25 protein-coding genes are annotated in these 21,602 nt (G+C 69.7%); 12 read left to right on the forward strand and 13 right to left on the reverse strand.

Translation table 11 applies throughout. The features are described from left to right. Positions 1–134: 134 nt before the first annotated feature. Positions 135–1,001 carry a prephenate dehydratase gene (locus IEY31_RS03510; RefSeq protein ID WP_188969085.1) on the reverse strand — a complete coding sequence of 289 codons (867 nt, stop codon included), beginning with the start codon at positions 999–1,001 and terminating at the stop codon, positions 135–137. Positions 1,002–1,164: 163 nt separating this feature from the next. Between IEY31_RS03510 and IEY31_RS03515 the strand changes: the two genes are divergently transcribed. The 4 genes from IEY31_RS03515 to IEY31_RS03530 all read left to right on the forward strand — a co-directional run bounded on the left by IEY31_RS03515 (position 1,165) and on the right by IEY31_RS03530 (position 3,969). After that, positions 1,165–2,604, forward strand: a complete 1,440-nt coding sequence (locus tag IEY31_RS03515) for an amidase family protein (RefSeq protein ID WP_188969087.1) — start codon at positions 1,165–1,167, stop codon at positions 2,602–2,604. Between the two features lie 170 nt (positions 2,605–2,774). Next, on the forward strand, positions 2,775–3,164 hold the full coding sequence (locus IEY31_RS03520) for a DUF3208 domain-containing protein (RefSeq protein WP_373289104.1): 390 nt from the start codon (positions 2,775–2,777) through the stop codon (positions 3,162–3,164). Beyond that, a complete protein-coding gene (locus IEY31_RS03525; RefSeq protein ID WP_188969091.1) occupies positions 3,161–3,367 on the forward strand; it encodes a hypothetical protein in 207 nt (68 codons plus the stop codon). The genes IEY31_RS03520 and IEY31_RS03525 overlap by 4 nt, the downstream gene beginning before the upstream one ends. Next, positions 3,364–3,969, forward strand: coding sequence for a type 1 glutamine amidotransferase family protein (locus tag IEY31_RS03530; RefSeq protein WP_229723290.1), 606 nt, complete (start codon positions 3,364–3,366; stop codon positions 3,967–3,969). The genes IEY31_RS03525 and IEY31_RS03530 overlap by 4 nt, the downstream gene beginning before the upstream one ends. Before the next feature lie 40 nt (positions 3,970–4,009). On the opposite strand, the gene IEY31_RS03535 is transcribed toward IEY31_RS03530, so the two are convergent. Both IEY31_RS03535 and IEY31_RS03540 read right to left on the reverse strand, forming a co-directional pair. Then, positions 4,010–4,855 carry a PIG-L deacetylase family protein gene (locus IEY31_RS03535; RefSeq protein WP_188969093.1) on the reverse strand — a complete coding sequence of 282 codons (846 nt, stop codon included), beginning with the start codon at positions 4,853–4,855 and terminating at the stop codon, positions 4,010–4,012. A gap of 253 nt (positions 4,856–5,108) precedes the next feature. Beyond that, a complete protein-coding gene (locus IEY31_RS03540) occupies positions 5,109–5,348 on the reverse strand; it encodes a hypothetical protein (protein WP_188969095.1) in 240 nt (79 codons plus the stop codon). A gap of 63 nt (positions 5,349–5,411) precedes the next feature. Here IEY31_RS03540 and IEY31_RS03545 point away from each other — a divergent pair, with 63 nt between their 5' ends. From IEY31_RS03545 to IEY31_RS03555, 3 genes are all read left to right on the forward strand, one after another. Further along, entirely contained in the window at positions 5,412–6,029 is a 618-nt protein-coding gene (locus IEY31_RS03545; RefSeq protein WP_188969096.1) for a ParA family protein, read from the forward strand. An 88-nt stretch (positions 6,030–6,117) separates the two neighbouring features. Further along, entirely contained in the window at positions 6,118–6,369 is a 252-nt protein-coding gene (locus tag IEY31_RS03550) for a hypothetical protein (protein WP_188969098.1), read from the forward strand. A gap of 306 nt (positions 6,370–6,675) precedes the next feature. After that, entirely contained in the window at positions 6,676–6,843 is a 168-nt protein-coding gene (locus IEY31_RS03555) for a hypothetical protein (RefSeq protein WP_188969100.1), read from the forward strand. Between the two features lie 95 nt (positions 6,844–6,938). Here the strand turns inward: IEY31_RS03555 and IEY31_RS03560 are convergent, their stop codons facing one another. Beyond that, positions 6,939–7,886: an aldo/keto reductase family protein gene (locus IEY31_RS03560; RefSeq protein WP_188969102.1), complete on the reverse strand. Its 948-nt coding sequence runs from the start codon at positions 7,884–7,886 to the stop codon at positions 6,939–6,941. 42 nt (positions 7,887–7,928) lie between these two features. Then, positions 7,929–8,945, reverse strand: a complete 1,017-nt coding sequence (locus tag IEY31_RS03565; RefSeq protein WP_229723291.1) for a threonine ammonia-lyase — start codon at positions 8,943–8,945, stop codon at positions 7,929–7,931. 37 nt (positions 8,946–8,982) lie between these two features. Here IEY31_RS03565 and IEY31_RS03570 point away from each other — a divergent pair, with 37 nt between their 5' ends. The 3 genes from IEY31_RS03570 (at position 8,983) to IEY31_RS03580 (ending at position 11,149) form a co-directional block, all read left to right on the forward strand. Then, the gene (locus tag IEY31_RS03570; RefSeq protein WP_188969106.1) at positions 8,983–9,900 is read left to right on the forward strand and encodes an MBL fold metallo-hydrolase; all 918 of its coding nucleotides are present in this window, start codon (positions 8,983–8,985) and stop codon (positions 9,898–9,900) included. Positions 9,901–9,947: 47 nt separating this feature from the next. After that, positions 9,948–10,589: a Dps family protein gene (locus IEY31_RS03575; protein ID WP_188969108.1), complete on the forward strand. Its 642-nt coding sequence runs from the start codon at positions 9,948–9,950 to the stop codon at positions 10,587–10,589. Between the two features lie 68 nt (positions 10,590–10,657). Further along, positions 10,658–11,149: a DUF4385 domain-containing protein gene (locus IEY31_RS03580; protein WP_188969110.1), complete on the forward strand. Its 492-nt coding sequence runs from the start codon at positions 10,658–10,660 to the stop codon at positions 11,147–11,149. 9 nt (positions 11,150–11,158) lie between these two features. On the opposite strand, the gene mnmE is transcribed toward IEY31_RS03580, so the two are convergent. Then, a complete protein-coding gene (gene mnmE / locus IEY31_RS03585) occupies positions 11,159–12,481 on the reverse strand; it encodes a tRNA uridine-5-carboxymethylaminomethyl(34) synthesis GTPase MnmE (RefSeq protein WP_188969112.1) in 1,323 nt (440 codons plus the stop codon). Between the two features lie 70 nt (positions 12,482–12,551). Continuing rightward, complete coding sequence (locus IEY31_RS03590) at positions 12,552–13,124, reverse strand: DUF4258 domain-containing protein (protein ID WP_188969406.1); 573 nt, start codon at positions 13,122–13,124, stop codon at positions 12,552–12,554. A 378-nt stretch (positions 13,125–13,502) separates the two neighbouring features. Between IEY31_RS03590 and IEY31_RS03595 the strand changes: the two genes are divergently transcribed. After that, complete coding sequence (locus IEY31_RS03595) at positions 13,503–14,363, forward strand: GNAT family N-acetyltransferase (protein ID WP_188969114.1); 861 nt, start codon at positions 13,503–13,505, stop codon at positions 14,361–14,363. 89 nt (positions 14,364–14,452) lie between these two features. Here the strand turns inward: IEY31_RS03595 and IEY31_RS03600 are convergent, their stop codons facing one another. The 6 genes from IEY31_RS03600 to IEY31_RS03625 form a co-directional block, all read right to left on the reverse strand. Next, positions 14,453–16,039 carry a GMC family oxidoreductase gene (locus IEY31_RS03600; RefSeq protein ID WP_188969116.1) on the reverse strand — a complete coding sequence of 529 codons (1,587 nt, stop codon included), beginning with the start codon at positions 16,037–16,039 and terminating at the stop codon, positions 14,453–14,455. 31 nt (positions 16,040–16,070) lie between these two features. Beyond that, positions 16,071–16,673 (reverse strand): HD domain-containing protein, encoded by a 603-nt coding sequence (locus tag IEY31_RS03605; protein WP_229723292.1) that lies wholly within the window; start codon positions 16,671–16,673, stop codon positions 16,071–16,073. Beyond that, positions 16,670–17,803, reverse strand: coding sequence for a cysteine desulfurase family protein (locus IEY31_RS03610; protein WP_188969120.1), 1,134 nt, complete (start codon positions 17,801–17,803; stop codon positions 16,670–16,672). Before IEY31_RS03610 ends, IEY31_RS03605 begins: the two co-directional genes overlap by 4 nt. Before the next feature lie 28 nt (positions 17,804–17,831). Beyond that, positions 17,832–19,490 carry a PASTA domain-containing protein gene (locus IEY31_RS03615; protein WP_229723293.1) on the reverse strand — a complete coding sequence of 553 codons (1,659 nt, stop codon included), beginning with the start codon at positions 19,488–19,490 and terminating at the stop codon, positions 17,832–17,834. A 166-nt stretch (positions 19,491–19,656) separates the two neighbouring features. Beyond that, positions 19,657–19,953, reverse strand: coding sequence for an AzlD domain-containing protein (locus tag IEY31_RS03620; protein WP_188969124.1), 297 nt, complete (start codon positions 19,951–19,953; stop codon positions 19,657–19,659). After that, positions 19,950–20,693: an AzlC family ABC transporter permease gene (locus IEY31_RS03625; protein ID WP_188969126.1), complete on the reverse strand. Its 744-nt coding sequence runs from the start codon at positions 20,691–20,693 to the stop codon at positions 19,950–19,952. Before IEY31_RS03625 ends, IEY31_RS03620 begins: the two co-directional genes overlap by 4 nt. 64 nt (positions 20,694–20,757) lie before the next feature. On the opposite strand from IEY31_RS03625, the gene IEY31_RS03630 reads away from it, so the two are divergent. Then, entirely contained in the window at positions 20,758–21,558 is an 801-nt protein-coding gene (locus IEY31_RS03630; protein WP_188969128.1) for an alpha/beta fold hydrolase, read from the forward strand. The last annotated feature ends 44 nt before the right edge of the window (positions 21,559–21,602 follow it).

Raw genomic sequence — 21,602 nt, forward strand, 5'->3', positions numbered from 1 at the left:
CGATGCCATAGGAGGCGCCGGTGACCACCACGGTGCTGCCGCGCACCGCGGCCGCCAGTTGCTATGGGTCGCGGCAGGCGGGCGGCGAGAGCAGCAGCCGGCGCAGGAGGGTCAGGGGCGCGGCCATCTCACCGCTAGCCCACCGTTTCCATGGCGCGGGGATACGAGCCGATGATCTTGGCGTAGCTGGCCTTGCGCAGCACGCCCGCCAGGGCCTGTGCCACCGCCGGGTCACGCGAATCGCCCTCGATGTCCACGTACATCAGGTAGCTCCACGCGCGGTCCCGGCGGGGGCGGCTCTCGATGCGGCTAAGGTTCAGGCCCCGCAGCTCGTTCAGGGTTTCCACCAGGAACCCGGGGGTATGGCGCACGGCGAACACCAGACTGGTCTTGTGCGGCACGTCGCTGGGTGCGGGTTCGTGGCGCGACAGGACCATGAAGCGGGTGTAGTTGAACGGCTCGTCCTCGATCTCCTGGGCCAGGACGTTCAGGCCGTACAGCTCGGCGGCTCGGCGGCTGGCGATGGCGGCCTCATTGCGTCCCCCGCCGCTGGCCCCGCGTTCGGCGAGGTCACGCGCACTGCCAGCGGTGTCGTGGGCGGCCACGGGTTGCAGGTTGTACTTGCGGATCAGCCCGGTGCACTGGTCCAGGGCGGGCTGCTGGCTGGCCACGCTTTTCAGGTCCGCGAGTTCGACCCCTGGCAGCGCCATCAGGCAGTGGCTCACGCGCACCACCACCTCGCCGATCACGTGCAGTTCGGTCTCGCTCAGCAGGTCAATCGCCTGATGAATCGCGCCCATCAGGCTGTTCTCCACCGGCAACACGCCGTACTGCGCCTCGCCGCTTTCCACCGCCTGCGCCACGCCGTGAAAGGTGGGGTAGCCGCGCGTCTGCCGGCCCGGCCCGGCCTCTGGAACAGCGTTCAGTGCGGCGATCTCGCCGTAGGCACCGGGATTGCCCTGAAAGGCGACGGTGATGGGCTCGGGCACAGGCTCACTCATGCCCGTGAGGCTAGCGCACCGGCTTCTGGTCCCTTGATTGTGAAGGCAGACATTCCCGTCCAGCCACGTGGACCGGTAAAGGCGTACCCCGATGTCGCCCAGCTCCCCGGTCCTGCATCCACAGCAACAGCCCTGTCCCACATCTGGCCGCTACAGTGACGCCATGACCCTGCCCCTGCCTGATCCCATCCTCGATCTGGACGTTACCGATCTGGTCAGCGCCACCCGGCGCGGTGACCTGACCTGCGGCGAGGTGACGCGCACGTATCTCGAACGCCTGGAGGCGCTGAACCCGCAGTTGCGGGCGGTCATCACCGTGCATCCCCATGCCAGCGCAGTGGCCGACGCGCTCGACGCCCTGACGCCTGAGGAGCGCGGCCCCCTGCACGGCTGCCCGGTGCTGATCAAGGACAACATCGACGTGGCGGGCCTGCCCACGACGGCGGGCAGCGCCCTGATGGCCGCGCACGTGCCCACGGTGGACGCGCCGCTGGTGGCCCGGCTGCGGGCAGCGGGCGCCGTGGTGCTGGGCAAGGCCAACATGACCGAGTGGGCCAATTTCATGACTCTGGGCATGCCCAACGGCTACTCCTCGCACGGGGGGCAGACGGTCAATGCCTGGGGCGCGGAACACGACACCGGCGGCAGTTCCTCGGGCAGTGGGGTGGCGGTGGCTGCCAGGCTGTGTGCGGCGGCGGTCGGCACCGAGACCAGCGGCAGCGTGGTCAGTCCGGCGCACCAGAGCGGCGTGGTGGGCCTCAAGCCCACGCTGGGGCTGATTCCGCGCACGGGGATCGTGCCCATCAGCCACAGCCAGGACACGGCGGGGCCGATCACCCGCAGCGTCCGGGACGCCCTGCTGCTACTGGGCGTCATGGCCGGGCCAGACGAGCGGGATGAGGCCAGCCGCCGCGTGCCGGTCCCGGAACTGACCCTGGCCCCCATGACCGGGGACGGCGCGAGAATTGGGGTCATCACCGACGAACCGGGCGTCTCGGAGGCCAACGCCGCCAGTCTGCGCCTCGCCCGCGCCGCCCTGGAACGGGCCGGGGCCACGCTACATGACGTGGCCTTTCCCAGCCGCGCGGAACTGGGCGCCAGCGGCGTGATGCTGGAGGTGCTGGAGTACGAGTTCAAGGGGGACCTGAACGCCTACCTGTCGGGGGTCACCGACGGCCCGCACAGCCTCGCCGACGTGATTGCGGGCAACCACGACGCGGCTGACCGCTGCCTGAAATACGGCCAGACGTTTCTCAACGCGGCCCAGGGCACGCGCGGCGACGCCAGCGAGGAGGGCTACCGGCACGCCCGCGCCCGCGATCTGCGCCTGACCCGCGAGCAGGGCTTCGACCTGCTGTTTGCGGGCGGGCTGGACGCCGTGGTCTTTCCCGGCATTCACGGCTGCGGGCTGGCAGCCAAGGCGGGGTATCCCAGCCTGACCCTGCCGGTTCATGCGCCGGACGCCCCGGCAGGCACCCGTCCCGGCGGCGTGCTGCTGGTTGCCCCGGCAGGTACGGACGCGGCGCTGCTGTCACTGGCCGCGCACGTTGCCGCCCATTCGGGAGGTGAACTGGGCGGCGTGCGTTTTCCTGTGCTGGACTGATTGGTCTGGACGGACGCGTGCTGGGTTGATGGACGGGTGCATTTGGAAGGGGGCCGCAACCCCGGCGGTTGAGGCGCGGAACCCTGCCGGAGGCGCGCCTCAACAGGGCAGGACCGCCGCATCCCGCCCGCGTGCCTTCCGTCCCGCGCCGAGCGGGTATGCTGTGTGGCGTGAGTCCCACCGAACCGCAGGCCGGAGGCCGCGCCGCTATCCGTCTGCTGCAAGGCTACATCTGGCACGCCCAAGACGGCGACATCGATCTGGAGCATTTCCTACCCCGTGAGCTCGACCTGCCCTCGCCCCCTGGCCTGGCCGAGCAGGAAAGTGCCCACGTGCTGTGGGACACGGTCAATCCGCCCTTTGCCTTCTTCGAGAACGGCGATCCCACCGCCTCCCAGGTCTTCTACCAGTTCACGGTGCTGCGCGTGTACGACGAGCGCCCCAGCAACGCCGAACTGCATGAGGACGCCAGCGCCGCCTCACAGTCGCTGGGGCCGCTGCTGGACGGCACCCCGGAAGGTGTGGGCTGGCAACTCTGGGAAGACCTGCGCGAGCTGTGATCCGCTGGCTCGATCTGCTGACCGAGGGTGACCCCCACCCGCGCCGGTTCAGCGGCCCCGCAAGCCTGCGGGCGTATCTGCTGCGGGTCGAGCGCCTGTCGGAAGCCGCTGCCGACGCGCTGATCAGGGAGGGGCAGGTGGCTCCCCCCCTGGCCCGCCGGGGCTACCGCCTGCGCCCCCTGGACCCGGCGGCCCCGCAATGAGCGGGGCTGGGGCCGGCCATGCGGCGGACCAGATCGCGCCCGAATCAGCGATGCCCGGTCCCGTGGTGGCGGTACCGGTCTATGCCGGCGTCAGCGAGCTGGAACTGGGCATCATGGTCACGGTCTGCCGGCTGTGCGGCGGCGAGGGCGCGGCCATCACGGTCAACCGGTCGCGCGCCAGCATCGTCACAGCGGGGGGGCTGGTCAGCACGCCGCACGTGCTGTACGCCGCCCTGCCGGAACCGGCGGCCCTGCTGCTGCCCGGCGGCCCCGGCGCCCTGAAGGCGGCCCGCGATCCGCTGCTCAGGACGTTTCTTGCGGGCCACTCTGCCCTGCCCACCGGCGCAAGCGGCAGCGGCCTGCTGCTGCTGGGCGAGGCGGGTGCGCTGGCCGGGCGCGAGGTGGGCGGCTCCGCCGATCTGGCCGACACCCTGTGGGGCCACGGCGCGGCGGACGTGCATCCGGGCGAGGTCTGGACCGACGCGCAGCTGTGTACCACACCGGGCGGCCTCCCGGCACTGTACGCCGCACTGCACGTCGCCGCCGCCATCTGGGGCGCGGATGCGGCGGTGGATGCGGCGAGGCGGCTGGGCCAGCTCTAGCGTATCCAGCCCATCCGGAACGCGCCCCACCTGACCCGGTTCAGTCCAGCCCCTCGCCTCCAGCCACGCCATCGAACAGACCCTGCAGCGGCCAGTTGCGAATCGGCGTGCGCGTGCCGCCAATGCTGAAGCTTTCGTAACCCAGCATGCGCGTCTCCATCTCGTCGCGTTCCTCGGGCGACATCTTGCCCAGGATACTGTCGGCTCCCATCTGGGTGCCGTGGGCGGCCAGCGCGGCCTTCTTGTTCTCGCGGTAGGGGCTGACGTCCATCCTCACGGCCACGGTGCTGTCGGACACGCCGTACACCTCCGGATCGAGATCCTGGCCCATGCGCGACAGCCCGCGGGCGGCCTCCACGTTCAGCGCGGTGAAGTACAGGCGCTGCGGTCCGCCGTAGGGCAGGACGCCGGTGCTGAAAAACGCCGCCGTGGTGGCCCGGTGAATCTGCAGGTGGTCGATGTGCCCGTAGCCGCCGTGCGGGTCAAAGGTCACGATCACCTGCGGCTGGTACTCGGCAATGACGGCGCGCAGCTTGACCTCCACATCCAGCGGATTCACGTTCATCAGGGCCAGCGGATCGTCGTGGCGGGTGCGCTCGTAGCGGCCCGAGTCATGGTAGTCGAGAAACACAGGGGCAGGGATTTCCAGCGCCCGGCACGCCTCGCGCAGCTCATGCTCGCGCTGCTGGCCCAGGTCATCCACGGTCATGCCCGGCACGGTGATCTTGCCCGCCTCGCCCCGGTTGGCGCAGACCAGCTGCACGCGCACGCCCCGGCGCGCGTAGTGCGTCAGGGTGCCGCCGACGGAAAACGCCTCGTCGTCGGGATGAGCGAAAACGGCCATCAGCGTGGGACTCAGGGGGGACGCGTCGTGTGAATCGGTCATGCGCGGAGTCTAGTGCGCGGGCGCGGCAGGGCTGCGTGGAGTAGGGTGGGCGTCATGCGACATGCCCTCAGTACCTTCTTGGCCGTGTTCCGCGCCCTGTTTCTGGGCTTGATCGGGCAACCGGACGGCGGTACCGAGCCAGGAGCCCGTGGCCGGAAGGGAAGGCCAGGCAGCGCGAGCGGCAGGACCGTCCCAGCGGCCCCCTTCAGGCCCTGGGCACGCTGGCCCGCACCGTCTTTTACGCCGCCATCTTTCAGCCCCAGGACGGCGAGGACTCGCCTGCCTCCAGGCGTAAGCCGCGTAAGTAGAAGTCCCACACAGCGTCCGGCCAGGTCTGGTAAATCAGGCGGCGGTTGGGCACGTCCGCCGCCTCCAGCGCCTCGCCAATGGCGCGGTAAAAGCGGCTGCCCTGCTGCTTCATGGCCAGCGCCGTCCAGTACACCTCGGCGGCCATCAGGGTGTCCAGACGCGCCTCGCGGGTCTCGGTAGTCATGCCCCCATCATGCCTGACTTCGGGCCTGCTCCGGCCCGCCGTCCGGTCTGCTACGCTCCCCCCATGCCCCGCGTCATTGCCATCACGTCTGAAAAGGGAGGCGTGGGCAAGAGCACGCTGGCCGTTCATCTGGCCGGAGCGTTCCATGAGCGCGGCCAGGCCACTGTACTGGTTGACGAGGACGGGCGCGTCGGCAGCAGCCTGCGCTGGGCGGCGCGTGCGGATGGGCCGGGACTGGGCTTCCCGGTAGTGGCCCCGGACGACGTGAAACCCAAAAAACTGGCCGCCGCCGTCGCCGTGCTGATCGACACCGAGGGCCGCCCGAAACGCAAGGAACTGCGCCGCCTCTCAGAGCGGGCAGACCTGATTCTGGTGCCGAGCGGGGTGAGTGCGCTGGAACTGGACGCCACCCGCGAACTGTTGGACTTTCTGCTGGAGGCGGGGGATGTGGGTCGCCAGTCCCGCGTGGTCCTGACCCGCGTGCCGCCCGTGGGCCACGCCGGCGAAGACGCCCGCGAGAACCTGCGCGACGAGGGTCTGACCGTGTGCAACACCCTGGTCCGCCAGTACGCCGCGTACCAGAAGGCCGCCGAACTCGGGGTGCTGGCCCGCGACGTGCGCGACCCCCGCGCCGGGGTGGCCTGGACCGACATTCTGAGTCTGTCACGGGAACTGCGGTGACGGGGCTTTGCGGAAACACCGCGTCAGCTAGTGCCGCGCCCCGCTCAGGACGCCACCACCCGGCTGAAGGCCGCAAGAGGCCCGGCTGATGCCCCGCTTCGAGTATCTGGACCGCAAGCCGAAGAAGAAACGCAAGAAGGCCGGGCTCCGCAAGGCGGCCCCCGCCACCGGGGGTGGCCCCCACAAGGGCGAGTCCGAGGAACGCGTGGAGGTGGTGTACATCCGCAAGGAAACCGTCCGGGCCGTGTGGCGTGAGGTCAGGAACGACGGTGACCCGGCCGAGAGCGTCAGCGAACTGGTGGAAGACCTGCTGCTGGCGTGGCTGCGCGAACGGGCATAGGGCTTGAGCGCGTTTCAGCGCAGGGCGGCGCGTTTCGTGGGCCTGCGGGCGGCGTTGGCCTTCACCGTTTCTGGCGTCGTCCACCCTCTGAACAACTAGCCGCTGGATCTGGTGAACCTGATCTTCCATGGGGCCGGACAGTCCTGCTGAGCTGGGCCGGCGGAACCGCCATGCTGCTGGGGGGCAGCGTCGTTCAGGTGCTGGTATGCGCCGCCGCCTTCCTGCAACGTGGGGACCGCCACGCGGCGGGCATCGTGATGCTGTGGCAGGGCCAGTCCCTTGCGGGCGTGTTGGCAGATGTCTGTGATGCCCATACCCGCACCCTCGACACTCGGCGGCGATCCAGACATGCACGTCTGGTGGCAGCTGCTGGGCGGCTGGGACGCGCTGAATCTGACCGGGTCGCTGGGCTGCGGGGTCTTTTTCCTGCGGCTGGCCTCAGTGATCGTGGGCGCGGCCCTGGCGCTGTGGTGACGACATGCGCTGAGGGTTCGGGCCGGGACCGCCAAAAAAATCCTCTCCGCTGGGGAGAGGACTGGCGATTAAAAGCGGGAGGACGTCTACCGCGTTCAGGACGGGTTCAGGATATCCTCGATCTTCTGCTGCACGTCGTCGCTGAGGCGCACGCCCGCCGCCTTTACGGTGTCCTGGATCTGCGACACCCTGGTGGCCCCGGTGATCACGCTGCTGACCCCCGGCTGACGCAACAGCCACGCCAGCGCCAGCTGCGCCCGCGTGATGCCCAGATCGTCGGCAATCGGCTTCAGATCACGCACTTTCTGAATGTTTTCCTCAGTCAGGAAGTTCTTGCCCCAGTTTTCCTTCTCAGTCAGACGCGCACCCTCGGGCTTGCCATCGTCGTACTTGCCGGTCAGCAGGCCCATGGCCAGCGGACTCCAGACCACCAGGCCGATGCCCTCGCCCGCCGTGTAGGGCAGGATTTCTTTTTCCACCCGCTCGCGGCGCATCATGGAGTACTCGGGCTGCTCGGTCACGGGGGCGTGCAGGCCGTTGGCGCGGGCAAACTCGACAGCCTGGGCAATGCGGGCGGCGGGCCACATCGAGGTTCCCCAGTACAGTGCCTGACCGTTGCGGATCACCTGATCAAAGGCCATCACGATCTCTTCCATCGGCACGTCGGGGTCGTAGCGGTGGGCGAAATAGATATCCAGATAGTCGGTTTCCAGGCGCTTGAGCGTCTTGCCGATGCTTTCCAGCACATGCTTACGGCTCAGGCCCCGGTCATTGACGTCGTCGCTCATGGGCCAGAAGACCTTGCTGGACATCACCAGCGTGTGGCGCGGCAGTTCCTTCAGCACCGCGCCCATCAGTTCCTCGCTGCGGCCGCGTGCGTACACGTCGGCCTGATCGAAGAAGTTCACGCCGCCCTCGTAGGCTGCCGTCACGATGTCGCGCACCATCTGCTGCTCGTTGACGCCCGCGCCGTAGGTTTCCCAGCCGCCCAGCGCGACCTCACTGACTTTCAGACCACTCCTGCCCAGATTCCGGTATTCCATAGGTGGTTACTTTAACTGTTAAAGCATGAGACTTGGTCAAGTTCAAAGTTCGGTGAAGGCTGGGTGGTCCGGCGTGGTGTGGAGGGGCACCGGATCAGGGGATGTCTGCAGGGTTATCAGGGTGGATACGTCCAGATTGCCGCCGCTGACCACGGCCACCACTGGACCAGGGCCGAATTCATGGGCACCATACAGGGCCGCCACCGTCACGGCCCCGCTGGGTTCGGCCACCAGCCGGGCTTTCAGGGCCGTGTCGCACACGGCCCGGCGAATGTCGGCCTCGCCCACCGTCACGATGTCGTCCACATGGGAACGGATGTGTTCCCAGGTCAGCTCGCCCAGCTCCGTCACGCGCAGGCCGTCGGCCAGGGTGCGGGCCACGTCGGCAGCGGCCCAGGCCATGCGCCGCCCGGCCCGCAGGCTGGCCTGCGCGTCTGCTGCCAGTTCGGGTTCCACGCCGATCACGCGCACGTCCGGGCGCTGGCTCTTGATGGCGGCGGCCACTCCCGAGATCAGCCCGCCGCCGCTGACCGGCACCAGCACTGTGCCCACCGTGGGCAGGTCGTGCAGAATCTCCAGCCCCACGGTCGCGGCTCCGGCGATGATTTGCGGGTCGTCATAAGGGGGCACGGGGGTCAGGCCACGCTCACGCGCGAGTTCGGCGGCCTTTGCGGCCCGTTCCTCGCTGGCCTCGCCCATTAACACGACTTCAGCGCCGCACGCGCGGGTGGCGGCCAGCTTGGTCTGCGGCGCGCCGGACGGCATGACCACTACCGCCGGGACGCCCAGCGCCCGAGCCGCGTAGGCCACCGCCCCGGCGTGGTTGCCGCTGGAGTGCGCGACGACGCCCCTGGCCCGCTGTTCCACGCTGAGCGACAGCAACTTGTTGAAAGCGCCGCGCAGCTTGAAGGCCCCGGTGGGCTGCAGGTTCTCGGCCTTGAGCCACAGGTCACGGCCCGGAAACTGAACGAGCGGCGTGCGGCCCACCCACCCGGCCAGTAGGGTCTGGGCGGCTTGAATGTCGGTCAGAGTCACAAGTGGGGTGGCGGCCAGGGTCAAGGGTAAAACCTCCTGGCCCCACGCTACCCTGTCTGCCATGTCCCAGTCTCCCGCGGCGCCGCTGATAACCCTGGCACCCGGCGTCCTGTACCTGCCCGGCGCGGTCAACAGTTTTGTGGTGGTGGGCCGGGGCACGGACGCCCTGCTGGTGGACACCGGCCTGGACGACGCCCACGCACGCAAGCTGCTGCGGGCGGTGGAAGCGGCGGGTCTGACGCCCAGCGGCATCCTCAACACCCACAGCCACGCGGACCACCACGGCGGCAATGCCCAGATTCTCAGGCGCTTTCCCGAACTGAAGGTGTTCGCGCCGCCGCTGGAAGACGCCATCATCACCCATCCGATTCTGGAGCCGCTGACGCTGTTCGGCGCCCGCCCGCCACGCGAGTTGCAGAACAAATTCCTGCTGGCGCCGCCCAGCCCGGCCCGCCTCGCTCCCGAACCGGGGCTGTGCCGCATCGGTGGGGCTGATATCGAGCTGATCGAGGTGGCGGGCCACGCTTCGATGATGTTTGCCGTGCGTGTCGGCGAGGTGCTGTACGCCGCCGACGCGCTGTTTGGGCCGGAAGCGCTGGAAAAGCACCCCCTGACCTTCTGCGCCGACTCGGGGTTGCAGAAGGCCAGCGCCGCCGCCCTGGCGCAACTGGAGGGTGTGCGTACGGTGCTGCCAGGTCACGGCGTTCCCACCGACGATCTGGCCGGGCTGGTGGCCGTTAATCTCAGGGCCTATGGGCGGACGACACAGGCGGTTCTGGCGGCGGTGAGGGCTGGAGACGCCAGTATTGATGAGCTGCTGGCCCGCGTGTGCGGCGCGCTGGGCGTGACCATGACCAACGCGGGGGCGGTGGTCCTGAACCGCGCGGTCGTCAGTGCCCACCTGACCGAACTGCTGGAACTGGGCCGGGTAGAGATGAAGGTTTCAGGCAACAAACTCATCTTCGGCGTACAAGCGTAAAGGAATCCGTATGGCTCGCAGGCTGGGACCGGGGGTAGCGTGGAGCCATGACCAAGAAGAGCAAGGCTGATTCATCCACGCCCTCCAAGGCCAGCAGCAAGGCCGCCAAGCAGGCCAGCGACGCCCAGGCCGCCAAGCCCGGCGCGACGCCCGGCGGCGAGGCTAAGGCCGACGCGGCCCATCTGGACACCGCGTTCAACGCGCTGGTGGACCACAACTACCTGTCGGAAAGCGAATTCGGCACCGTGTCCGAGACGTTGCAGCGCAACCTCGCCACCACCATCTGCCTGTACCTGAAGTTCAAGAAGTACCACTGGGACATCCGTGGACGCTTCTTCCGTGACCTGCACCTGGCCTACGATGAATTCATCGAGGAGATCTTCCCCGGCATCGACGAGCAGGCCGAGCGCCTCGTGGCCCTGGGCGGCAGCCCCATCGCCGCGCCCAGCGATCTGGAGCGTTTCAGCGTGGTCAAGGTGCCCACCGAGACCGTGCGTGATGCCCGCAGCCAGGTGGCCGATCTGGTCAGCGACCTGACCCGCGTGTCCAGGGGCTTCCGCGACGACAGTCAGACCGTGGACGAGGCCAATGATCCGGCCACCGCCGACATGTACAACGGGTACGCCGCCACCATCGACAAGATTCGCTGGATGTTGCAGGCCATCATGGACGACGACCGCCTGAACTGAGGTTCGGGACAGGGGGCGGGCTGCCGGTGCATTCCAGCGGCCCGCCCTCTTGAGATGGAGGCGCACCGATGCCGAAATTCGACTACGGCCTGAACTACGCCGAACTTGACCTGCGTGCCCATCCGGAGCTGTACCGTGTGGGCCGGGGCGAGCAGGGCGTGTTGCTGGTGCAGCCCTACAAGGGCGAGATCCTGCCGCACTGGCGCTTTGCCACACCGGAAGTGGCCCGCGAGAGCAGTGACGCCATCTACGCTCTGTTCGAGCGTTACCTTGCGGACGGCGATTTCGTCGGCGCGGATATGGCCCGCAAGTTTCTGCAGATGGGTTTTACGCGGTCGCGCCGCTACGCCAACCACAAGGGTGGCAAGAAGTACGATGGCCCCGTTCCCGACGACAAAAAGGGCCAGAGTGGTGCCCACGGCCGCGCCGAACTGCCCCGTCAGCCGGAAGACCCGGTGAAAGCGCAGTCCGCCCGCATCTTCAAGGAGCGGTGGGACCAGGCAGAAGCGAACGCGGACTACACGCGGCTGAAAAAAGAGCACCGTGCGAAATACGGCTGACCGGCATCTTTACTTGCCCACGCAGAAATTGCGAAACACTGCGTCCACCACGTCTTCCTGAACGTCCTGCCCGGTGAGCTCGGCCAGAGCGCGCAGGGCCTCTTCCAGCTCGTAGCTGGCCAGCTCGTCGGGCAGAGTCCGGGCGGCCAGCACGTGCTCGAGCGCGCGCCGGGCTGCATCTGCCTGCCGCTCGGTGGTCAGCCACGCCTCGCCGCGCGCCGCGTCGCCCAGCAGGGCCACACGCACCGCGTCGCGCAGGGCCGGCAGGCCCGCACCCGTGACCGCACTCACGTCGAGTAGCGCCGTGTCGGTCCAGGCGGCGGGCAGATCGGTCTTGGTCCGCAGCCGGATCACCCGCGCAGGCGTGCCGCTCAGGTCTAGCGGCAGCTCCTCGCGCGCGGCGCTGCCGTCCTCCAGGGCCAGCACCAGATCGGCGGCCTCGGCCAGCGCCCGCGCCTGCCGCACTCCTGCGGCCTCGATCTCGTCCAGCGTCTCGCGCAGGCCCGCCGTGTCCACCAGCGTGACCGGCACCCCGGCCAGTTCCAGGCCTGCTTCCAGGTAGTCGCGGGTGGTGCCGGGGGTGGGCGTCACGATGCTGCGCTCGAAGCCCACCAGCGCGTTGAGCAGGCTGCTCTTGCCCGCGTTGGGGCGGCCAATCAGCGCCAGCCGCGCCCCCCGCGTGCTGACCTGTCCGGCACGGGCGCTGGCCAGCAGGGCTTCCAGCTCGGCCTGGGCCTGCAAGAGCGGCCCGGCGCGGTCCTCGTCCGGCACCCCCTCCTCGGGATAGTCCAGCATGGCCTGAATGGCGGCCAGGGCGCGCACCAGCCCGCCGGCCACCCGCGCCACCCGCGCTCCCAGCGCCCCCGACAGCCCCAGGCTAGCCTGCCGCCGCGCGCCGTCTGTCTGCGCCTCCACCAAACCCAGCACCGCCTCAGCCTGCGCCAGATCCAGCCGGCCCGCCAGATACGCACGCAGCGTGAATTCGCCGGGCCGGGCCGGACGGGCGCCCAGCTCCAGGGCGCGGGCCAGCACCCGCGTCAGGACCGCCGGGCTGCCGTGGGATTGCAGTTCCACCACGTCCTCGCCGGTGTAGCTGCGCGGTCCACGGAACACCAGACACAGGCCCTCGTCCAGCACCTCGCCGTCATCGGCCACCAGTTCTCCAAAGAGAAAGCGCCCGCCCCGTGTCGTGGAGGGGGCGCGCCGTCCTCTGAAAATGCCGTCGGCCACCTCCAGCGCCTGCGGGCCACTGACCCGCACAATGCCCACGCCCGCGCTGCCGGGGGCGGTGGCAATGGCGGCAATGGTGTCGGACAGGCCAGAACGGGTCACGGGGCCAAGGGTAGCAGGGAAGGGGGCCACTGACAGGTCAAAGCAGGCTGGACCCTTCAGGCCTGCTCCTCTACCGTTTCCAGCGGCCCCGCCCGCGTGTCCCGGCCCTGGCGCCCGGCGTGCTGGTGCGGACCCTGATCTGCTCGTCGTCGTAGCGCAGCATCACGGCCAGACGGGCGCGGCTGATGATGTGGTGTGGGTGTTTGGGTACAAAGGCCGTCACGATATCCAGATGGCCGCCCGGGTAGTACTGCACCACCACATGCAACGGCAGGGCCACGCCGCAGGCCTCGAAGGTGCCGCAGACCAGCCAGCGCCGGTCTTCCGGGTACACGGCCCGGACCCGGCCGCTGAGCAGCACGCCCAGGATGTCGTGCTCCAGAAAGCCCTCGGCGCGGGCGTGCCCGATGGCGTGCGGGCACACGTGGTAGCGCGTGTCGTAGACGGCGTCGCGCAGGCGGGCGTGGGCACGCGACAGGCTGAATTCGTCGGTGGCAATGCCGACCAGTTCCACCTCGCGCTGCGGCTTGACCGGCGCGGGGCGCACGGCGCGGACAGGTGGCGGGGTGGGGGCGCGGCGGGCGGCCTTCTCGGCACGCGACAGCTGGGCACGCAGGGCCAGCAGGTCGGTTCCGGTCTGCACCCCGGCGGGCGGCGGCGCGGCAGGCACGGCGTGGCGGCCACCCTGGCGGTTGTGGTTGATCCCAAGCGGTTTGCTGGACTGTTTGGTCACGGCGAACACCTCCGAAAAAACGGTCCCCGCCTCCCCACACCTTTTTCCTCTGTTCCGGGCCACCGACCACCCTGCCCTTTAAAAAGAAAAGGCCCCTCGGACACGGCTTCGTGTCGGTGGGGAGGCAGGCGTCGTACCCTGTTCAGGGCATGGCGCCAATATAGCACAGCGCGGCAAAACGGGCCGTGACGCGCTGGGCAGACAGCACGGACCCGTTGCTCCTAGGCTGGGAGACAGGACAGACCTCGCCCCTTGCCGCACCTCATTTTCCCGCTGGAGGACACCACCATGATCCGTTCCATGCAGGCCACTGATATTCCCGATATCCTCTCGCTGCTGCACTGGATGGACGCGGCCCCGGAGCGCGAGGTCTTCGCCCCGGATTCCCGAGACCCGCGCGAACTGCACCTGGAGTGCGAGGACGGCCTGTGCCTGGTGGAGGAAGACGACGACGGCGTGCGTGCGTACTGCGCCCTGTCGCCCTTCCGCGACGGTCTGGTGCTGGAGGGGCCGATCAGCGAGGGCGGCCACATGGGGGCGCTGCTGGCCCGCGCCGCACAGCACACCGACGGTCAGCCGGTCTACGCCTTCAGCGCCCGCGATAACCTGCCGGTGCGCGCCGCGCTGGAGGGAGCGGGCTTTGCGCCCTTGCACAGCACCGCCTTCTACTCCGCGCCGCTGGACCGGATCGCCCGCAAGGCCCAGGTGCCGCCGGGGTACCGCACCACCGACAGCCTGCCGGTCGCCGAGTACCGCGCCCTGTACCGCGCCGCCGAGGACGCCTGGGCCGGACGCCTGGACTGGACCCCAGAGCAGTACGCCGCGCACTTTGCCGACGACACGGTGGGGCTCGTGGCGCTGTGGCGGGACAACCAGCCGGTGGGCTTTGCCGAGCTGGAATACAGCCCCGACGACGCCCGCGCCGACGTGACGTATCTGGCGGTTCACCCCGCCGAGCGCGGTCAGGGCCTGGGCCGCGTGCTGCTGGCCCTGGCCGCTGCCGAGGCGCAGGCCCGCCCCGAACTGCGGACCCTGCGGGTGCGGGCCCATGACCACCTGCATGCCGCCCGCGCCCTGTACGCGCGTGAGGGCTTCACCCACTGCCGCAGCATCGTGACGTACCTGCTGGAAGGGGAAGAGGAGGCGTAGGCGCCTGCGGGCGCGGCAGCAGGTCCGCCCCGGTCCTGTCTGACCCAGCGTCCGCCCAGATTACGCGGAGATTCTCTGCAGAAGGGGTGCTACAGCCCCCGCGCCACAAACTCCGCCGCCCTGGCACCGATCATCATGGCCGTGGCGTTGGTGTTGGCGTGGATAATGCGCGGCATGACGCTGGCATCGGCCACCCACAGACCCTGCGTGCCGTGGACGGCCAGCTGGCGGTCCACCACAGCCTCCGGCCCGTCTCCCAGCGCCGCCGTGCCCACCGGGTGGTACAGCGTCGCCGCTTCGGCCCGGATGTGGGCGCTGATGGCCGCGTCGCTGCGGATGCCGCCGCCAGGTAGCGCCTCGGCCAGTCGGTGGGCCAGCAGCGGCGGCGTGTCGGCGATCTCGCGGGCCAGCCGCACGCCCGCGATCAGGCTTTGCAGGTCACGTTCGTCGTTCAGATACTGCGGATCGATCAACGGCGCGTCGCGGACATCCGCTGAGGCCAGCGTGACGCGCCCCCGGTTGTGCGGTTCTACCAGCACCGGGCCCACCGAGAAGTGATGGCCGGGCTCCTTCGTGAAGCCGTGGTTCCGGAAATAGGCCGGGCCGAAATGAAACTGCAGGTCCGGTTCGTCGGTCTGCGGGCTCAGGCCGGGGCGGGCGTGGGCAAAGGCGGAGGCCTCGGCGATGTTGCTGGCCAGCGGGCCGCTGCGGTCGCGCAGGTAGTGGGCCAGCGCCAGCGGCTCCGGCATGGCGTCCAGAGAGGGCGTGCGCGAGCGGAAGATCACCGGGACGGCCAGATGGTCCTGCAGGCCCCCGCCCACGCCCGGCAGGTGGTCACGCACGCGCAGGCGATGCCGCTCCAGTTCTGCCCGAGGCCCGACCCCCGAGAGCATCAGCAGTTGCGGGGTCTGGACTGCGCCAGCCGCCAGGATCACGCCGCCCGCTGGGGCATCCAGCGTGCGTCCCTGCCAGCGAAAGCGCACGCCAGCGGCGCGTGACCCGTCCCACAGCAGTTCCAGCATCTGCGCACCGGTCAATACCGTCAGGTTGGGGTGATTCAGGACCGGCCTCACAAAGGCCCGGAAGGCGCTGTAGCGCTCGCCGCGCAGGTGGTTGCTTTCCAGCAGGCCCGCGCCTTCCAGGGTGCCGTCATTAAACGTTTGCGCCTCTGGAACGTGCAGCGCTGCCGCCGCCGCCGTCACGAACGCCGCGCTCAGGGGATGCTGGGCCGCCCGCGCCCCGACGGGCAACTCACCGTGGGTCCCACGGGTCCCGGAAGCCCCGCCGCGAAAGTTCTCCAGGCCCTTGAAGGCGGGCAGCACGTCCGCCCACGCCCAGCCCGCGCCCCAGCCGTCGTAATCGCGCTTCGACCCGCGGATGTAGATGGTGGCGTTGATGGCGCTGCTGCCGCCCAGCACCTTGCCGCGCGGCCAGTAGAAACGTCGCCCGTTCGCGTGGGTCTGCGGCACCGTCTCAAAGTTCCAGTCCACCGCCGAGCGGAACAGGCGCGGAAAGCCCGCCGGGGCGCGAATCAGCGGGTGGGTGTCGCGCCCCCCAGCCTCCAGCAGCAGCACCCGCAGCCCCGCATCCAGCAGCCGCCGCGCCGCCACGCAGCCGCCGGATCCCGCGCCGACGATGATCACATCGGCCCGCTTTATTGCCGTCTGAACTGTCATTGGACCGAGTATAGATGAGGGATGTCCATCCTCAGGCCAGCAGGCGTTCCATCAATCCCGGCAGCAGGCGGTAGATGTTGACGCCGCATTCGCGGTCAAATTCAACTTTCACATTCAGCTTCGCATGCCACTGGTCGGGCGTTCTGGCGTGGAAGGTGTAACGCAGTGCGATGTCTACCAGCCTCTCCTCGACCGTGCAAAAGCCGCTGGCCAGCGCCAGCAGGCCGCACAGCTGGATCAGGCGGTCTTCCTCGGTCTGGCGGGCGCAGGCCACCAGACCACCCAGGCGCTGCCATTCCTCCGGCGTGCCGTCCCACTCGCCCTGAAGCGTGGCCATGTCGGGAATCACGAAGGCGTGCGTGAGGGCGATGCGGGCCGCGTCGGTGTAGCCCAGGTCCAACAGAAAGTCGTGGCCGTCCAGCAGGTGGCGGTCCCGGTTTGGTCCGGTGCGCCGTCCGATGTCGTGCAGCAATCCCAATGTGTAGGCCCGTGTGGGGTCGAGGCGCGGGTGGACCGCAGCGATATGGCGCGCGGCCAGAGCGACGTACTGCGAATGTTGGACCCACGCGCCGGGATTCATTTCAGCCGTCTGGGGAAGCAAGTGCTCGGCGGTCTGCATGTCCGGCAGCCTCAAGCCCGGCTCCATTCGGCGGCCTGCCTCAGTACAGCGGCGGCCTGATCGATTTCTTCCTCGGTGGTCTCCCGTCCGAAGCTGAAGCGCAGGCTGGCGCGGGCGTCGGCGTCGCTCAGGCCGATGGCGCTCAGGACGTGGCTTGCTTGCATGGTTCCGGCGCTGCACGCACTGCCGGCGCTGGCCGCTACCCCCAGCAGGTCCAGGTTCATCAGCAGCGCTTCACCGTCTGCCCCCGGCAGCGTCACCGACGCCACCTTCGGACTGCCGGCGTGCGGGTGATTGACCCGCAGGCCAGGAATGTCCGCCACCACCCCCACAAAGCGTTCGCGCAGTTGCCACAGGTGGGCGAAGGTCGACTCGCGCTCGGCCTCCGCCGCGCTCAGCGCCACGCCGGCCGCGTAGACCCCGGCCGTGTCCTGGGTGCCGGGGCGGGTGCCGCCCTCCTGCCCGCCGCCGAAGGTCACCGGGGGCAGTTCCGCGCCCCGGCGCACGTACACGAAGCCCACGCCGCGCGGGCCGCCCCACTTGTGGGCGCTGAAGGTGGCGTAGGTCACGCCCCAGTGCGGCAGGTTCACCGGCAGGACGCCGGGGGCCTGCACCGCGTCGCTGTGGTACGGCACGCTCCGTGCGGCGGCAACTGCGGCCAGGGCAGGGGTGTCCTGAACCGTGCCCAGCTCGTTGTTGGCGTGGTGGACCGACACCAGCGCCGTGTCGGGGCGCAGGACCGAGGCCAGCTCCTGCGGCGAGTAGCGCCCATCGGCATCGGGGGTCAGCCACGACACCGCCCAGCCGCGGGCCTCCAGCCAGCGGGCCGGGGCCAGCACGGCGGAGTGTTCGGTGGGGGTGGTAATCAGGTGGCCGGGGCCGCCGTGCCCCTCCTGCCACGCCCGCGCCACGCCCAGCAGCACTGCGTTGTCGCCCTCGGTGCCGCCGCTGTTGGCGATCAGCGTGCGCGGGTCCACGCCGAACGCGGCGGCGACGCGGGCGCGGCCCTCCTCCAGCACCTCGCGGGCTGCCTGTCCCGCCGCGTGAATGCTGGCCGGATTGCCCGGCAGGGCGGCGGCCCGGGCATAGGCCGAGAGCGCCGCGCCGGTCATGGGGTGCGTGGCCGCGTAGTCCAGATAGATCATGGATTCAGGTCCGTCATGTGGGTGCCGGCTAGTTCGGGCTGACGGTGGCGTAATCTGCTCCGTCACGCCGCACGATGAACACCGCGTCCCCCGTGACCTGCAACGGCTCCGAACTGTTGGCGTTGCGCCCGGCCAGCTGTGAGGCGTCGGTGGGCTGCAGGATGGTGCGCTCCCCGTTGGCGTCGCTGACCACCACGCTGTACGTCCCGGCAGGCAGATCGGCGGGGAAGGTGTACTGGAAACCGACGCTGCGGGTTTCCGGGAGGGCGGCGGCCGGGGTGGCCGGAATCTCGGCGGGGGTGGGCGCCGTGACGTCCGGCGGCTCCTGCGGCTCCGGAATCTGCTGCTGCGGGATAGGCTCGGGCACGGGCTCCTGCGGCAGGGGTTGCGGCCCGCTGGGCACCTCGGGAGCAGGCGTTTCGGGCACCGGGGGCGGCGGCAGCGGCAGCGTGCCGGCTGGCCGGCTGGGGGCGCTGTAGCGGGCCACCGCCACGGTCAGGGTGACAGGACTGCCCACCTCGACCTGAACGAACTGGGCGGGAGTCTGCTCCAGCACGCTGCCGGGGGGTTGATCGCTGGGCTGCTCGCTGACCTTGGTGACCACCAGTCCGGCGGCGCGGGCGTACTCGCGTGCCTGCTCCACGGTCAGGCCCACCAGGGGTGGGAGCCAGGTCCGCTTGCCATTGACCCCGGTGCTGACCATGACCTGCACCGGCTGGCCGCGCTGGGCCGGGGACCCGGCCTCGGGCAACTGCGAGACAATGCGGCCTTCGGGGGTGTTGGTCAGGGTACCGTCCACCTTCAGCACCTTGCCCAGCACCATCGAGCGGTCCTTGAGGGTGCTTCTGGCCTGATCCAGATTCTGCTCCTCCAGCTTGGGCACCTCGATGGACGGCGGATTGTTGACCGTCAGCGTGATCAGTCGGCCCACCGGCAGGTTGGTGCCCGCCGGTGGGTCCTGCCGGATGATGGTCCCGATGCCCTGGCTGCCCGACTGGCCCTCGGTGTAGGTCACCCGGAACCCGTCCTCGGTCAGCTGCCGGGCGGCGGCGCGGGCCTCCTTGCCGCTCACGGCGGCCACCTCGCGCACCGGGGGGTTCAGGTAGATCTGTGCGGCCTGCGCACCGAGATAGCCCGCGCCGCTCAGGAACAGCAGGCCAGGGAGAAAGGTCAGCCACGCTCCGGGCTGCCGGGGCCGTTTGATGCGTCCGCCGTTCAGGGCCGTGAGCGCCTGTGCGTTGCGCGCCGCAATGTCTTCCGGCGTGCGTGGCAGTTGCAGGGCCCGCAGGTAGGCGATGCGCGGCTCGTCACCCTCGACCACGATGTCGGCGTCGTTCAGGGCGTAGCCGTGTTCGGCCAGCCGGGCAGCCAGGGTGCGGACGTTGTCCACGACCTCCTGACGCTTCTTGGGCTGGGCCAGCACGCCCTCCAGCGGCACGCCGCCCACCGACTGCCACACCGCGTAGTACGCGCCGGGCCTCGCCACGATGTCGGTCAGCCCCACCGGATTCAGGGCGCGCAGCACCGAGCGGTACGCGTGAAACGCCTGCCGGTCCGCCGGGGTGGAAATGTCGAACCACGCCACCTGCCGGGTCACGCCCTCGGCGGCCCGGACCTCGGACAGCGTCACGTTGCCCTGACGGGACAGTTCCCGCAGCACGCCGTACTTGCCGTCAATGGTGGTCATCCTGGTGGTCTCTCCCGCCGCGCTCGCCTGCCCCGTCATTCGCCCCACAGCATAGCGCGGGCTGTGTGGGGGATGTGGGAGGTGAGGCGTCTGAACGTTGCCGGAGGCTGAACGGCTGAAGGCCCGGCGCCGTTCCAGGCGTCAGTCTGTGGACTGCGGCGCCCCGTCATCCTCCCAGTGCCCGCACCACCCAGTACGCCGCGAAGCCGCCCAGAATGCCCAGCGCGAGGTGCCCGCTGCGCCACACGATCAGCCCGCCCACCACGCCCGCGAACAGGCGGCGCGGCCACTCGGGGCTGCCCAGTACCTGGGGGACAATCAGTGCGGCAATCACGCTGACCGGGATGAATCGCAGGAAGGCCAGCCAGAACGGTGGGAGCCGCACCCGGCCCAGGTTGAGCCCCAGCCAGCGCGGAGGGTAGGTCACGGCCCACATCAGTGCGATGACGGCGGCGACGCTCACGCGCCCGCCTCGCGGCCCACTGACGTCCGGCCGCTCAGCCCTGCGCCCAGCAGCGCTCCGCCCACCCCGGCCAGCAGGACCACCACGCCGCCCGGCAGCACGCGCGACAGGCCCCAGGCCGCCAGTCCCGATACCAGCGCCACCAGCACGGTCACCCGCCCGCGCAGCATCGGCACCAGCAGGCCCAGAAAGGCCAGCGGAAAGATCACGCCCACGCCAAGTGCTTCCGGCGAGGGCAGCACTGCGCCGCCCACGGCCCCCAGCAGCGTGGCCGCGTTCCAGACCACGTACAGGCTGAGTTCGGCGCCCAGCAGGTAGCCGAAGCCTGGGCCGCCTGGCTCGTCCTGCCCCCTGACCGTGACCATCCCGTAGGCCTCGTCGGTCAGAAACTGCGCGGCGAGCAGGCGTTGCGGCCGGGTCAGCGGCACCTGCCGCGACAGACTCAGGCCGTACAACAGGTGCCGGACGTTCAACAGCGCGGTGGTGGCGACAATGCCCAGCGCCGAGGCCCCACCCACCGCTCCGTAGCCCGCGAACAGCCCCGCCGCCGCGAACTGCGAGGCCCCCGCGAACACCGTCAGGCTCATCAGCTGCGTTTCCCACACGCTCAGGCCCGAGGCCCGCGCCGTGACCGCGTAGGCCGCTGCGAAAGGCACCATGCCCAGCCACAGAGGCGTCATGACGCGAAAGCCGCGCCAGAAGGCGGGCCAGAACGGCGACAACGGGGCAGGCGCAAGCATTGCCGCCAGCTTAGCGGGTGATTATTTGGTGGGGATTGGGGGTGTCCCATCTATTGTGGTGGACATGACCCGTCTGCGTCCCCGTCACCGGACCCGCCTCGTCCTGCCGCCGCGCGTGCGGTTCTGGGCGGGAGTGCTGCTGGCCCTGGTGACCGGGTATCTGATTGCCCTGGCCCAGAGCGCCGTCGTGCGTCCCCCGCTGGTCGTTGGGCAGGATGGGGTGCCGCCAGCGGGAGGGGCGGTGGGCGTGACCTCTACCCTGGAAAACCAGGGCGGCGTGTTCATTAACATCCGGCCAGCCGGCGAGGCGAGGACGCTGCTGGTGTATTACCCCGGCGGCCTCGTGCGCCCACAGGCCTACGAGTGGCTGGGCCGTGCGCTGGCCGCCGACGGTGTGCAGACCGTGATTCCAGCCTTTCCCCTGGACCTCGCTGTGACGGGGATTAACCGCGCCGACGTGCTGATCCGCAAGTTCGGTGGGGACAAGACGGTGGTTCTTGCGGGCCACTCGCTGGGCGGGGCGATGGCCGCGCAATACGCCAAAAGCCACACCGAACAACTGGCCGGGCTGGTGTTGATGGGCGCGTATCCGGCGGGCAACGTGAGCCTCCGGGACACCCGCCTCCCCGTACTGTCGCTGCTGGCCGAACTGGACGGCGTGGCCGCCCCCGCCGATGTGCGCGGCGGCCTGAGCCGCCTGCCTGCCAGTGCCCGGCTGACGGTGATTCCCGGTGCGGTGCACAGCTTTTTCGGACGCTACGGTCCCCAGAAGAACGACGGCCTGCCCACGGTGACCCGTGCGGTGGCCGAAGCGGCGGTTCTGAAGGAGATCAGGGCGTTTATCCGTGACTTGCCCGCGACATAGGCCAAATGGAGCGGTCTGAATACAGGAAAGCGGCCCTGGATCCA

This window comes from Deinococcus aerolatus, from assembly GCF_014647055.1.
In the GTDB taxonomy this organism is placed as follows: Bacteria; Deinococcota; Deinococci; order Deinococcales; family Deinococcaceae; genus Deinococcus; species Deinococcus aerolatus.

Coding starts and splice junctions, on each gene's coding strand:
- IEY31_RS03510 (WP_188969085.1), bottom strand. CDS start 1,001: ATGAGTGAGCCTGTGCCCGAGCCCATCACCGTCGCCTTTCAGGGCAAT.
- IEY31_RS03515 (WP_188969087.1), top strand. CDS start 1,165: ATGACCCTGCCCCTGCCTGATCCCATCCTCGATCTGGACGTTACCGAT.
- IEY31_RS03530 (WP_229723290.1), top strand. CDS start 3,364: ATGAGCGGGGCTGGGGCCGGCCATGCGGCGGACCAGATCGCGCCCGAA.
- IEY31_RS03535 (WP_188969093.1), bottom strand. CDS start 4,855: ATGACCGATTCACACGACGCGTCCCCCCTGAGTCCCACGCTGATGGCC.
- IEY31_RS03540 (WP_188969095.1), bottom strand. CDS start 5,348: ATGACTACCGAGACCCGCGAGGCGCGTCTGGACACCCTGATGGCCGCC.
- IEY31_RS03545 (WP_188969096.1), top strand. CDS start 5,412: ATGCCCCGCGTCATTGCCATCACGTCTGAAAAGGGAGGCGTGGGCAAG.
- IEY31_RS03550 (WP_188969098.1), top strand. CDS start 6,118: ATGCCCCGCTTCGAGTATCTGGACCGCAAGCCGAAGAAGAAACGCAAG.
- IEY31_RS03555 (WP_188969100.1), top strand. CDS start 6,676: ATGCCCATACCCGCACCCTCGACACTCGGCGGCGATCCAGACATGCAC.
- IEY31_RS03560 (WP_188969102.1), bottom strand. CDS start 7,886: ATGGAATACCGGAATCTGGGCAGGAGTGGTCTGAAAGTCAGTGAGGTC.
- IEY31_RS03570 (WP_188969106.1), top strand. CDS start 8,983: ATGTCCCAGTCTCCCGCGGCGCCGCTGATAACCCTGGCACCCGGCGTC.
- IEY31_RS03575 (WP_188969108.1), top strand. CDS start 9,948: ATGACCAAGAAGAGCAAGGCTGATTCATCCACGCCCTCCAAGGCCAGC.
- IEY31_RS03580 (WP_188969110.1), top strand. CDS start 10,658: ATGCCGAAATTCGACTACGGCCTGAACTACGCCGAACTTGACCTGCGT.
- IEY31_RS03595 (WP_188969114.1), top strand. CDS start 13,503: ATGATCCGTTCCATGCAGGCCACTGATATTCCCGATATCCTCTCGCTG.
- IEY31_RS03600 (WP_188969116.1), bottom strand. CDS start 16,039: ATGACAGTTCAGACGGCAATAAAGCGGGCCGATGTGATCATCGTCGGC.
- IEY31_RS03610 (WP_188969120.1), bottom strand. CDS start 17,803: ATGATCTATCTGGACTACGCGGCCACGCACCCCATGACCGGCGCGGCG.
- IEY31_RS03615 (WP_229723293.1), bottom strand. CDS start 19,490: ATGACCACCATTGACGGCAAGTACGGCGTGCTGCGGGAACTGTCCCGT.
- IEY31_RS03625 (WP_188969126.1), bottom strand. CDS start 20,693: ATGCTTGCGCCTGCCCCGTTGTCGCCGTTCTGGCCCGCCTTCTGGCGC.
- IEY31_RS03630 (WP_188969128.1), top strand. CDS start 20,758: ATGACCCGTCTGCGTCCCCGTCACCGGACCCGCCTCGTCCTGCCGCCG.